Origin of the sequence: Syntrophus buswellii (assembly GCF_046097065.1) — a bacterium.
GTDB classification, from domain to species: domain Bacteria; phylum Desulfobacterota; class Syntrophia; order Syntrophales; family Syntrophaceae; genus Syntrophus; species Syntrophus buswellii.
The window spans coordinates 1,984,250-1,996,733 of the sequence record NZ_CP175563.1; the positions used below are offsets into that span (position 1 = coordinate 1,984,250).

Genomic DNA, 12,484 nt, shown 5'->3' on the forward strand with positions numbered 1-12,484 from the left:
GCGCCTCACTTGAAAGGCCCTTCTTTCCGGTCAGCACGGACCGCTGCCCATGGACGTCATCACAAGGATCAACAGATTGTCATGGCCAACAGCACCTCGCCCATGAACCGGTCCATCTTCTCTCCATTGTCCTTCCTCGTCGCTTTCTGCTCAGCAACGGCCGAGTCTCTCTGGAGCCGGGGAGCTGTGAGACGGCAGGAACATTACCAGCCTCCTGATCCTTTCATTTCCGTCTGAAGCCTGTTTTCGGGTAAGCGGTCCGTCGGCTGCACCATCCGCAGGGTCCGCTCAAGGGCTGTGAGTTACGGTAAACGTCAGACGGTACGGATGCAACCCCCTCCCCGAGGCGACAGGCCCCTGTGGTCGGTTCATTAAAAAACGCCGGAACGATCCTTTTAACAATTTCATCAATGAGCCGTCATTTGCTATAATATCGCTATCTGAAAGCATGAAGCATCATATCGCCCGATAGGGAGGGAATGGCAATGATCCGCACGATCGTCGTTCTGCCGGTCCTATTGCTCCTGTTTGCGATTTCGGCTTTTTTTGCAGACGCCGCCGTTGATGGAAGAGGCATGGCCGATGTCGCTGCTTCGGAAGCTGAACCCGTCACGGCTCCGGTCGAGATTGACGGCGAGGTGCTGTTTCGTGTGCGCGGGGCGTCGTCGTTTCCTGCCGGACAGCGCGCTCAGGCAATCAAAAACCGCATCGAGGCCACTGCCGCCGACACATCCATCCGCAGTGACATGTTGCGCTCCGTCGAATCCGACAACATCACCACTCTCTTCGCCGGCAACCGGCTGCTGATGAACATCACCGATTCGGACGCCCTCCTGGAGCATTTGAATCGCAGCTATCTCGCCAAGGTTCATTTAACGAGGATCCGCCAGGCAATCAACGACTACCGTTACATGCGCAGCCGTGACGTGCTGCTGCAGGGATGCCTCTATGCCCTGGCAGCCACGGTCCTTCTGCTGCTTGGAATTTTTCTTCTGCTTCGGGTTGGCCGGCAACTCACCGAATTTCTCGACCGGCGTGTCAAGAGCCGGATTCGTTCTCTCGAGATTCAGTCCTTCAAGGTCGTCCGAGCGGAGCAGATCTGGCTGGCCATTCAGGGGATGCTTTATGCCATCCGCCTCGTCGTTATTCTGGCAGCGTTCTTTGCCTACCTGGATTTTGTTCTCGCCCTCTTCCCCTGGACGCGCGGCCTTGCCAACCGCCTTCTCGATCTCATCACCGGCCCGCTGACCCAGATGGGAAAAGCGTTTTTGGATGCGATCCCCAATCTCCTTATCCTTGTAATTCTTTATTATTTCTTTCGTTTTGTCCTGAGGCTTCTACGCCTCTTCTTTGATGCCCTATCCAAGGAGCGAGTCACGCTTGCCGGGTTCGATCCGGACTGGGCGCCCTCAACCTACAAGATCATCCGCTTCGCTCTAGTTACCTTCGCCCTGATTGTAGCCTATCCTTACATCCCCGGTTCCGGGTCTGCCGCCTTCAAGGGAATTTCGATCTTCCTCGGTGTCGTGTTCTCGCTGGGCTCCACCTCTCTGGTTTCGAACATCATTGCCGGTTACATGTTGACCTACCGCCGGGCGTTCAAAATCGGAGACCGGGTGAAGATCGGGGACGTGACGGGGGACGTGACGCTGACACGTCTGCAGGTCACCCATCTGCGCACCCTGAAGAACGAAGAAGTGAGCATTCCCAATTCGCAGATTCTCAACGGCAATGTGGTGAACTACAGTTCTCTTGCCCACACACAGGGGCTGATCCTGCATACCACGGTCGGGATCGGTTACGAAACCCCCTGGAGACAGGTGGAGGCCATGCTGCTCATGGTGGCAGATCGCACCCCGGGATTGCTGAAAGCCCCTCCTCCGTTTATTCTGCAGAAGGAGCTGGGAGACTTTGCCGTGTTCTATGAACTCAATGTCTATACCGATAATCCCCTGGAGATGACCAGGCTCTACACGGAACTGCATCGGCAGGTCCTGGACGTCTTCAATGAGTTCGGCGTCCAGATCATGACTCCTGCTTACCGGTCTGACACGCTGGAACCCAAAGTCGTCCCGCGGGAGCAATGGTATGCGCCGCCGGCTAAGATCCCTCCAGAAACTTGAAGGGCTTCACGATGGACCCTGCCCCCGGAAACCCGGCCATGTTGAACTGGGATCGTTTCCACGGGAAGTCAACGGCATTGCGGAAAGAGCAGGAAAAAAGCCGCAGAAACGAGGCTTTTTCCCGACGTGGCAGTGGGGGGGTATCGGCCAACCCTTTCGGCTCCTTTCATGAAGGATTTTAACATGGTTTGCGGCAGGCTGATCGGCCGGGGAAACGAGGCGAGGCCAGAGCGAAATGGCCTGAGCAGGATTGATGACGGAGGCATAAGCACTTCCCGCAGGGCAACACGGTGAGCAGCGGCAGCGCCGCCAAAGCCGGCGAGGCGGAACCGGGAAGCGGTTTCTCAGTGAGGCAGCCTGTCTGCTGCGGTGCGGTCATTCATCGACATTCCCGGCTGCTGGTATTTATCCAGAAACACCTTCAGGTATTCCGTAATTGCATCCAGGTGATCTCTCTTCATGTCTCCGCTGGCCTCCGACTGTTGATACACCGTTCCCAGGACATCACATATGCCCTTGATATCTTCGTACTCAGTCATCAGCGGTTGAATTGCCTTCATACGGCCTTCCTTTCTGCCCCGATCCGTTTCTGGTAAAAAAATCCAATCAAAAGTGGATTTGAATCCGGCCCAGGCCTTGTTGAACAGGTGCACATGTCCGGCAGGGCCTTAAGGATCTTTCTCCAGGGACTATATAGGAAGGATGCAACTTTTTCACTACTGGACAACTACGGATTGTATCCCAGTTAAAAACTGGAATTATTCGCCAAAGGGATGGCTCCTGACTCCAACAGGAAGGAATCCGAAAACCGCAAGCCCCTTATCCCACGGCTCACTTGTTGACTGGATAAAGTCGTGGCGCCAAAACTTCTTGACACAGAAATCCACGCTTTCTATATTACATTGGCCGACCGGATGCTCGCCGCACGCAAGCTGTGCTCGACTCGGTCGATCTCTTGTTTCAAGAAAGGGAATTGCACATGAAAAAAATGTTTCTCCTCCTTCTGTTAGTGTGTTTTGCTGTCCCCTGTCTGGCTGATGACACCATCTATTGCCCAACGGACGCCAAGGAGCGCGAAAAAAAGTGCCAGCAGGCCAAAGAGGAGAATAAAGCGATTGATGAAACCATCAATCGCTGGGAGCCCATGGTCAACAACAGCACTATGATGATGTACATGATCACCAGGATGAAGGGGGAAAGCCCAAATCAGTATGCCAGCCGGGTAAGTTCAATGAAAGCATTTTATTACCGTGGGTTGAATTATCCGGTCCGTGGAAGATTCACAAGAAACGGGACAGCCTTTATTCCGCTGACCTATCAGGAGGCGGAAGGCGTCTTGAGCCGCGCCTTTCAAAGCCGGCAAGAGGTGGCACAGCAGATGGAACATGTCAGGAAGAACACCCAGACCTTGAAACCGATGATCAAGAATAAAATGGCACAGCTTCAGAAAGATCGTCAGCGAAACTGGCTTTTCCTGGCGCAGTGTTGCGGATACCGCTGGACGACGGAAGAGCCCCCGAAAACGCCGGAGAGGACACCCGACACGGGTGGCCAAAGGGGATTGCTCGGAGTTGAATCCGAGGAACAAACACAGCAGGGAATCAAATACTGAGAATAACGCGGGCAACGCCGGCATTCACTCCCCTGGTTTATGGCCTGCCCTCATGAGACCGGCCGGCATCTTCCGGGATTTCGGAAGGCTTGTTCTGGCTCCCCTTCTTCGCGCCTGCCTCACGTAAATATTCGACCAATTCCGGGCTGCCAAAGTCCTCGGCGACATCCAGAACCGTCTTGCCGTCATCATTGACCGCATGAAGATCGGCGTTGACGGACAGCAGGTATTCAATGCCTTCCAGATAGCTACTGTAAGCGAACCAGATAAGGGGCGTGTTTCCCTTCAGGCTTCGCGCATTCACGTTCGCGCCTGCTGCGACCAGGAGACGGGCAATCGGCACCTCCTGGAAAAACAGCGGCGTCATGCCGGACTGCCTGTCGGGCAGGTTGACGTCTGCGCCCCGTGAAATCAGGTATTCAGCCGTAGCGGCATCTTTCACCAGATGAAGGGCGGATTCGCCCTTTTCGTTGCGCACGTTCATGTCGATCCCCCGGTCCAGGCATTCTTTCACGTTGTCCAGAAAACCATTCTGAACAGCTTCAAGGAATTGATCCGCTGTCACCCGGGCTGGACCGGCTTCAAGAGCCGAAGCGTCCACACCGCTGCCAATGGCCACGTGTCCTGCACCTTCAGCGTGTGGAGATGATAAAACAGGAAGCATCATGGCCGCCGCAACCAGGACCAGGCAGATTGTTCCAGGGAAAAGAATCATACGGCACCTCGTGAAACCCACTGGCATGGAATGGAAAAACACTCCTGTTTTCATATCACGGATACGATGGATTTTAAAATAATACATCTCTTTTCCTGCCTCATCAGAGACATGACCAGTTCCTTTCCCGGGTAACATGTTGTGTGACGGTATCCCCTAAAAGACGGCCAGGCCATATCTCCCCCGGCTGCCACAATTCATTTCCATACCGACTGTCATTTGCTTACCCCATCCTGCGCCGGGAAGTCCCTTGACACACACGGCCCCCTTTTCCTATACTCAGACCCGCACGAGGGACGTTTTTGTGAGGAAATCCGAACGGCCGGAAAAATAGGGAAACGGAACAGGACGCGTATGGTCTTCAATCCGGAGGCGTTGAGGGTTCCACCCGGCGGGAAGGAACGCCATGTATTCTGATTTTAAAATCATTTCCACCTATTATGACACCTTGTATGTAAACGACCGGGAATACGGGGCGGAAGCGGGCAGGGTGAAAGATCTGCTGACCAGGCATGGCGCTCCGCCGCGGGCAGATCTTCTCGTGCTGGCCTGCGGCACGGGAGGTCACATCCCCTACTTCAGGGACGAGTATACGGTTTCCGGGCTGGATCTCAGCGAGGATATGCTTGATCTGGCCAGGAAAAAGTTTCCCGAGGTCGGATTCCATCTCGGTGACATGATCAATTTTGAATTGGAGACGGATTTTGACGCCGTGGTCTGCCTGTACGGATCCATTGGGTTCGTCAAAACCGTGGAGAATTTGCGCGCCGCCATGAACCGTATTGCCTCCCACCTGCGGCCCGGAGGCCTTGCCCTGATCACCCCCTGGAGCACGGCGGAGGATTTCCGGGACCTCATCGTGGTCGATGCCGCCGACCGGCCGGATTTGAAAATCGCCCGCATGGAGCATGTGCGCCTCAAGGAGCCAAACATGGTGGAGGTTACGTTCCACCATCTTCTTGGAAACAACAATGACGTAACCTACCATAAACAATCCATGGAAATCGGCCTTTTTTCGCGGGAAGAATATGCAGCGGCCATGATCGACGCCGGATTGAACGTCGTGGAGGTCTACACGGGAAAGGACGTGCGCGGGGGGGCTTATATCGGGAAGCGAGTGGCCGGTCAAGTCCGCAAGCAATGACCTGATGAAGAACAGAGGGCAGGCCTTCGCAGAACCCGGGCGATCTTTCCGCCTGCCGGTGCGCACATTGCCGAAGTTCTCCGCTCTGCATCGAGTGCACAACGTGGCATCACACTGGCAGGATCATCTCATTCTCACCTTTAAAGAGGAGGTAATGCATGAACCAGATACTTATCGGCAAGGGCGAAAAGCCAGTCTACCTGCTCGCCGAGTACGGCAACCGCCATGGCCTCGTCGCGGGAGCCACCGGCACCGGAAAGACCATTTCTCTCCAGGTACTGGCAGAAGGCTTCTCGCGTCTGGGCGTTCCCGTGTTTATGGCTGACGTCAAAGGCGATGTCTCCGGCTTGGCGCTGGCGGGTGCCGCCAATGACAAGGTCCGTCAGCGCGTGGCCCAGATCGGCATGGAGGGCTACACCCATGAAGGAAGCCCGGTCCTGTTCTGGGACGTATTCGGCAAGGCCGGCCATCCCGTCCGCACCACGATCAGCGAAATCGGCCCGAACCTGTTAAGCCGGATCCTCGAACTCAATGATACCCAGGCCGGAATGCTTGAGATCGCCTTCAAGCTGGCGGACGACCGTGGGCTCCTGCTGCTTGACCTCGACGACCTGCGTGCCCTGCTCGGCTTTGTCGCAGACAATCGAAAGGAGATATCGACGCAATATGGCCTCGTAAGCACCCAGTCCGTCTCGGCCATTCAGCGCTCGCTTCTGTCCCTGGAGCGGGAAGGGGGCGAACTTTTCTTCGGCGAGCCCGCACTGGATCTCAACGACCTGCTCCGTACCGACCTCAGCGGCCGCGGCATCATCAACATCCTGGCTGCAGACAAGCTCATTCTCAAGCCTCGGTTGTACGCAAGCTTCCTCCTCTGGCTGCTGTCGGAGCTTTTCGAAAACCTGCCCGAGGTGGGCGACCTTGAGAAGCCGAAGCTGGTGTTTTTCTTCGATGAGGCTCATCTCCTGTTTGACGACGCGCCGCCGATGCTGCGCCAGCGGGTGGAGCAGGTCGTTCGGCTCATCCGCTCCAGGGGCGTGGGCGTTTACTTCTGTTCGCAATTCCCCGATGACGTGCCCAACGAAATTCTGGGCCAGCTCGGGAACCGCATTCAGCATGCCCTGCGGGCTTATACGCCCCGTGACCAGAAGGCCGTGAAAACCGCCGCGGAAACCTTCGTTGCGAACCCGAAACTGGACATCGTCGCGGTGATCTCACAATTGGGCGTTGGCGAGGCCCTGGTTTCGACGCTCCAGGAGAAGGGCGTGCCGATGCCGGTTGAAAGGACGATGATCTGCCCCCCGCGGTGCCGGATAGGCGCTGCCACCCCGGAGGAGCGGGCAGCCGTGTTGGCGCGCAGCCCGATTGGCGGCAAGTACGATTCACCGGTGAACCGCGAGTCTGCCTATGAAATCCTCAAACAGCGAACAGCGGAAAAGGAAGAAGCCGTGTCGGAGCCGGCCCAGGCTCAGGCCGACGAGTCTTCTGAAAGCGGTGGGGTGATCAGAGATTTTCTGTTCGGCACCAAGCGCCGCCAGGGCATGGTGGAAACACTGGCCAAACAGGCAGCCCGGACCGTCGGCAGCCAGATCGGCCGCCAGATCCTGCGCGGGGTGCTGGGCGGCATACTGGGAGGTTCACGCCGCCGATAACGTCAGGGACACATGGGTCGAACAGGGTCATTCCCGGGGTTCAAAGCTTTTTTTTTTCAACAGAGGGCGGGGCAAAAGAGCTCGATTTCCCGTTGTAATATCCGATCATTTGTTCTAAGGTGCTGGCTTCTCCCGTATATCCACGACAGATGAACCCATAACGAAATGCAGCCATATGGGGATAAATGCCATTTCCGGGGCAATGCCCCGACATCCCCGGCAAGAATGTGTCATGATCGATATTCAAAGTCAGAAGGACCACAGAAAAATCAATATCCAGAAGGTCGGGGTCAAGGGCATCAAGTACCCCATCATCGTCCTGGACAAGGAGGCGGGCACCCAACCCGTCAACGCGTCCATCAACATGTACGTCAACCTCCCCCATTCCTTCAAGGGGACGCACATGAGCCGCTTCATTGAAGTTCTGAATGAATTTCGCGGAGAGATCAACATCCGGACTTTTCATACGATCCTGGAAAAAGTCAGGGAAAAGCTCCACGCGGAATCGGCGCACATGGAGATCGAGTTCCCCTATTTCATCGAGAAGACGGCCCCCGTGTCCGGAGCGAAAAGCCTGATGGAATACCGATGTCTCTTCAGCGGATGCAACGCCGAGAGCCAGAAGGACTTTCTCGTGGGAATCGTCGTCCCCGTGACGACCGTCTGTCCATGCTCCAAAGAAATCAGCAGCATGGGGGCTCACAATCAAAGGAGCTTCGTGACGGTGAAAGTCCGGTTTCGCAGGTTTTTCTGGCTGGAGGATCTCATCAGGCTCGTCGAGACATCCGCCAGCGGAGAGGTGTATTCCCTGCTCAAACGCGTGGATGAAAAGTATGTTACGGAGCACGGCTATGAAAACCCCATGTTTGTCGAAGATGTCGTCAGAAACGTCGCTGAACGGCTAAACGGCAACACAAACCTGACCTGGTACAGCGTGGAAGCGGAAAATTTCGAAAGCATTCACAATCACAACGCCTATGCCTATGTGGAAAAAGAATAACCCCATGCCGCCTCAAGCGATCGATTTCTTCAACCTCTATTCCCACGGCTTCATCAAGGCGGCGATCTGCATCCCCGAAGTCCGTGTGGCCGACACCTGTTTCAATGCGGAAGAGACGATTTCAATGGCCGGGAAGGCGGCGGCCGGCAAGGCCATCTTCGCGCTGTTTCCGGAACTGAACCTGTCGGCTTACTCCAATGAAGACCTCTTCCACCAGGACACCCTCCAGGAAAGCGTTTACGAAGCCCTCTTCAAGGTCGCCCGCGAAACGGCCTCTCTGAACCTTATTCTCGTGGTCGGCGCTCCCATCCGGGTGGACTGCCGCCTTTACAACTGCGGGGTTGTTCTTTACCAGGGGCGGATCCTCGGGATCGCCGTAAAATCCTACCTCCCCAATTATCGTGAATTCTACGAGGTTCGACAGTTCAGCCCGGCGGAACAGGCCATCTCCACGGCCATTGATTTAGGCGATCAGAAGGACATCCCTTTCGGCGCCGACCTGGTCTTTGAGGTCAGGAACATCCCGGATTTCAAATTTTTCATCGAACTGTGCGAAGACGTGTGGGTTCCCATTCCGCCGTCCAGTTTTGCGGCTATGGCGGGTGCAACGGTGATCGCCAACCTGTCGGCGTCCAACATTACGATCGGAAAAGCCGAGTATCGCCAGAGCCTTGCGTCCAATCAATCCGCCCGGTGTGTTGCAGCTTATCTCTATGCCGCCGCCGGACCCGGTGAATCCACAACGGACCTCGCCTGGGACGGCCATGCCATGATCTACGAAAACGGCAACCTTCTGTCGGAATCGCATCGCTTCTCCCGCCAGCCTCAGATTCTTTTTGCAGACATCGATCTCGGCCGGCTGGCGCAGGACCGGATGCGCCTGACCAGCTTTGGGCAGAACGCCAGGGCGCACAAGGAAATGCTCGGCAGATTCCGCCGGATCTCTTTTGAAGTTGCCCCACTCAAGGGAAAACTCCTCCTGGAGAGGCAGTATCCCCGCTTCCCCTACATCCCGGCCGACCCTGAAAAGCGGGATCAGCGCTGCTACGAGGCCTACAACATCCAGGTGCAGGGATTGGCCAAGCGCCTTGAATCCGCGGGAATAGAAAACGTCGTGATCGGCATCTCCGGCGGGCTGGATTCGACTCAAGCCCTCATCGTGGCCGCCAAGACGATGGATCTTCTCGCCTATCCGCGCTCTTCCATCAAGGCCTATACCATGCCCGGATTTGCCACGACGGATAAAACCTACACCAATTCAATCCGGCTGATGAAGGCGCTCGGCGTGGAGGCCAACGAACTGGACATCCGCCCCAGCTGCATACAGATGCTTAAGGACATCGGCCATCCTTTTGCCGAGGGAGAACGGCTTTACGACATCACCTTTGAAAATATTCAGGCGGGTGAGCGGACCTCCCATCTCTTTCGAATTGCCAACATGAGGAATGCCCTAGTGGTCGGCACGGGGGACCTCAGTGAACTGGCCCTCGGCTGGTGCACCTACGGCGTCGGCGACCACATGTCTCACTACAATGTCAATGCGAGTTTACCAAAAACCTTGATTCAGCATCTTATTCGGTGGGTGGCCCAGTCGGATCAATTTTCGGCAGAAACTTCCGAGGTTCTTCTCGACATCCTGGCGACGGAAATCAGCCCGGAACTCGTTCCCGGCGAAGAAGACCAGCAGCCGGCCCAGAAGACGGAGGAGATCATCGGCCCCTACGAACTTCAGGATTTCAACATTTTTTATACGACGCGTTTTGGCTATCTGCCGACCAAAATCGCCTTTCTGGCATACTGCATCTGGAGGGATAAAAGAACCGGGCTGTGGCCCGATCTTCCGGAAGAAAAAAGGCATGAATACTCAATCGCAGAGATCAAGCACTGGCTTCAGATTTACCTCCTTCGATTTTTCAAGCTGAGCCAGTACAAGCGCTCCTGCATTCCCAACGGCCCGAAGGTGGGCTCCGGAGGATCCCTTTCCCCCCGCGGGGATTACAGGGCGCCGAGCGATAGCGAGGCAACGGTGTGGCTGAAAAACGCGGAGCGGATTCCAGAGCATGACGATTGATCTCGGCTCCGGATTGGGGAAAAGGATGGCGGAATGCACCCACGGCCATGCTGCACGAATGAAGAATCGTCAACGGGCCAGAAGAACGTCGTCACGGTGAGCGCCATGCACAACAGGATCCCGAACAGGACCGGCAGGCAGGAAGATGCCTATCAGGATTTTGAGGCCACGGAACTCTATTGCCCCCGCTGCAGGCAGGCGGTCCCGGTCAGAAAAAGGCTTCTCCTTATCCTGAGCAGCGGGGAAATATACGATTATACCTGCATCTATTGCGGGACTTCGGTAGGGGAAAAGACCACCACCCGCCGGACGGGATAGCGCCATCTCCTTTTTCGATGCCCCTGTGGGATGCCGCCCGTTTTTTTTTCAGGGTGACGATTTTCGTTTTTTTCCCATCGCACTGAGGAGCTGCTGCCCAAAGGTGCCGAGGTCGGCATCCCCCTTCCTGGCGTTTTTGTCGTTTGAATAAACCAGGCTTGTTTCCTTTTCCCCGGATCCTCCCTGGAGGTACTCTCCCAAGAGCTCTCTGCTGTGAACATCTTCATGGCAATAAGCGCAGAGATTCTCCCAGTTGCTCCCATCGGGCGGGTTGTTGTGATGATTTCCGTCCTTGTGATGGACGGTCAGCAGATGACGGTTCGCCTGATCGAATTCCCTTCCGCATCGCGCGCAGATGAGCCCATGGAGGGCCAGCGATCGTTCGCGGTAGTCTTCACCGGGCGGCCTGTCCGCCTCTCTTTTCAATTCACGAACGACATCTTCCGGCGGTCTGGAGGGACTTCCTTTGCCGCTGCTGCTTTTGCTACGTACGCGCCCCCATTTACTGCCGAAGGTGACCTTGGCCATGCAATGTACTCCCTACCCGACTGATCCTGAGCTTCTTTAACGGTATGATGTTTCTGAATGGAAGCTTTCCTGACAGGAAGCGTCTGTTCAGGGACGGACGGGCATTTCTGAAAAAAAACGCATACCCGCCCGTCTCCTGCCCTTTCGCATCGTTTAGCCGGCCTGGTCGACCCGGTGCCGGCGCCTCAAAAGATCCGCCCCCCGGCGGCCCCCCGTCCCGGCGTTGTATATGCTCCCGCGGAACAGAGCCCGCTGTTCACTGCACAGGATTCCTGGTGCTGGTGTTTAACACGCGAAAGAACGTCTTGACGCCTTTCAGGGCGGGAAGGGCATTTTTCAGGAACCGGAGGGGCTTCCCCTGCTTCGAACCCACAACGTGATTTACACTCTGGAAGGAGCTTAAAAAACCATGAACCCTCTGAAGTGCGGAAGAAACTTCGGCAACGCGGGCATTGACATTCGTCGTTGTCTCGTTCAGATTCCCCGTGATGTCTTCGACATTCTTTAAAATGAACGGCAACCTTGAATTCAAGGTTCGAAGGGCGATAGTCAGCTGTTCAGCCGTCCTCCAGAGCTGATAAAGCAAAGGCAGAACCAATATCCCTGCCAGCACCAGAAATCCGACTAACACATACAGTAAGGTCTCCTGATTCATGCAACCGCTCCATTTCTAGCCCAACAGCCTGTGTTATTCCGCCGGTGTTTCCTTCTCGCTGCGGTAGGCCTCGAGCCCCGCATCAACAGCCCTTTTAAAACGGCCTGCACCCTCCTCCAGGGATTCCTTTCCACGCTCTTTCAGCTCGGCAGCGGTTTTTTCAACCTCCCCTACCCTTTCCTCCGCCTTCTTCCGAATCTCTCCAATAGCCTTAACGGCCGTTTCATAGGTTTTTCTGCTTTTTTCCAGGGCCTGATCGTACTCATCCTTAGCCTTCACCATGAGCTCATCCGTCTTCCTTCCGATATCATCCCTCGTCTCACGGCCGCTTTTCGGCGCATAGAGAATACCAATGAGCACACCCGCCAGCCCCCCGATGAGCAGTCCTGTTATGAAATCACTATTTCTCTCGACCATGACATTTCCTCCTTTCCCTCATTTCGTAATCCGCTCTGTTTTGTCAACGGTTCCCGCCATAGGTGTTTTTCAGGAACCGGCTCCACCACCTAGATGGTCTTGTTTATATTTCTAACATGAAACAGTTGTCCATATCAAATAAATTTACAAATGATTTCAATACAGAGAACGGCCTTCATCCATGAGAGGGACCGAATCTCCCGACGGATCGGTAAATGCGGTCAACCAGGGCCGGCGGAAAAGCGGGGCGTT

At 55.6% G+C, this 12,484-nt stretch carries 11 protein-coding genes and 1 pseudogene; 7 read left to right on the forward strand and 5 right to left on the reverse strand.

Annotation, left to right across the window (positions count from 1 at the left end; all coding sequences use genetic code 11):
• The first annotated feature begins 479 nt into the window (after positions 1 to 479).
• On the forward strand, positions 480 to 2,123 hold the full coding sequence (locus tag ACJ77P_RS09030) for a mechanosensitive ion channel domain-containing protein (protein ID WP_408998043.1): 1,644 nt from the start codon (positions 480 to 482) through the stop codon (positions 2,121 to 2,123).
• Positions 2,124 to 2,467: 344 nt separating this feature from the next.
• Here the strand turns inward: ACJ77P_RS09030 and ACJ77P_RS09035 are convergent, their stop codons facing one another.
• On the reverse strand, positions 2,468 to 2,683 hold the full coding sequence (locus ACJ77P_RS09035) for a hypothetical protein (protein ID WP_367358944.1): 216 nt from the start codon (positions 2,681 to 2,683) through the stop codon (positions 2,468 to 2,470).
• 419 nt (positions 2,684 to 3,102) lie between these two features.
• Between ACJ77P_RS09035 and ACJ77P_RS09040 the strand changes: the two genes are divergently transcribed.
• Complete coding sequence (locus ACJ77P_RS09040; RefSeq protein ID WP_408998044.1) at positions 3,103 to 3,735, forward strand: hypothetical protein; 633 nt, start codon at positions 3,103 to 3,105, stop codon at positions 3,733 to 3,735.
• A 37-nt stretch (positions 3,736 to 3,772) separates the two neighbouring features.
• On the opposite strand, the gene ACJ77P_RS09045 is transcribed toward ACJ77P_RS09040, so the two are convergent.
• On the reverse strand, positions 3,773 to 4,450 hold the full coding sequence (locus tag ACJ77P_RS09045; RefSeq protein ID WP_408998045.1) for an ankyrin repeat domain-containing protein: 678 nt from the start codon (positions 4,448 to 4,450) through the stop codon (positions 3,773 to 3,775).
• A 406-nt stretch (positions 4,451 to 4,856) separates the two neighbouring features.
• Between ACJ77P_RS09045 and ACJ77P_RS09050 the strand changes: the two genes are divergently transcribed.
• The 5 genes from ACJ77P_RS09050 (at position 4,857) to ACJ77P_RS09070 (ending at position 10,632) form a co-directional block, all read left to right on the forward strand.
• A complete protein-coding gene (locus tag ACJ77P_RS09050; RefSeq protein WP_408998046.1) occupies positions 4,857 to 5,594 on the forward strand; it encodes a class I SAM-dependent DNA methyltransferase in 738 nt (245 codons plus the stop codon).
• Between the two features lie 158 nt (positions 5,595 to 5,752).
• Entirely contained in the window at positions 5,753 to 7,243 is a 1,491-nt protein-coding gene (locus tag ACJ77P_RS09055) for a helicase HerA-like domain-containing protein (protein ID WP_408998047.1), read from the forward strand.
• Positions 7,244 to 7,475: 232 nt separating this feature from the next.
• On the forward strand, positions 7,476 to 8,243 hold the full coding sequence (folE2, locus tag ACJ77P_RS09060) for a GTP cyclohydrolase FolE2 (RefSeq protein ID WP_367358939.1): 768 nt from the start codon (positions 7,476 to 7,478) through the stop codon (positions 8,241 to 8,243).
• A gap of 4 nt (positions 8,244 to 8,247) precedes the next feature.
• The gene (locus tag ACJ77P_RS09065; RefSeq protein WP_367358938.1) at positions 8,248 to 10,314 is read left to right on the forward strand and encodes an NAD(+) synthase; all 2,067 of its coding nucleotides are present in this window, start codon (positions 8,248 to 8,250) and stop codon (positions 10,312 to 10,314) included.
• Between the two features lie 33 nt (positions 10,315 to 10,347).
• Positions 10,348 to 10,632 (forward strand): hypothetical protein, encoded by a 285-nt coding sequence (locus tag ACJ77P_RS09070; protein WP_367358937.1) that lies wholly within the window; start codon positions 10,348 to 10,350, stop codon positions 10,630 to 10,632.
• Between the two features lie 180 nt (positions 10,633 to 10,812).
• Here the strand turns inward: ACJ77P_RS09070 and ACJ77P_RS09075 are convergent.
• The 3 genes and pseudogenes from ACJ77P_RS09075 to ACJ77P_RS09085 form a co-directional block, all read right to left on the reverse strand.
• Positions 10,813 to 11,160, reverse strand: a pseudogene (locus ACJ77P_RS09075) (YajD family HNH nuclease); the annotation flags it as partial.
• Between the two features lie 256 nt (positions 11,161 to 11,416).
• Positions 11,417 to 11,791: a hypothetical protein gene (locus ACJ77P_RS09080; RefSeq protein WP_367358936.1), complete on the reverse strand. Its 375-nt coding sequence runs from the start codon at positions 11,789 to 11,791 to the stop codon at positions 11,417 to 11,419.
• A 57-nt stretch (positions 11,792 to 11,848) separates the two neighbouring features.
• Positions 11,849 to 12,232 (reverse strand): YtxH domain-containing protein, encoded by a 384-nt coding sequence (locus ACJ77P_RS09085; RefSeq protein WP_367358935.1) that lies wholly within the window; start codon positions 12,230 to 12,232, stop codon positions 11,849 to 11,851.
• Positions 12,233 to 12,484: the final 252 nt, after the last annotated feature.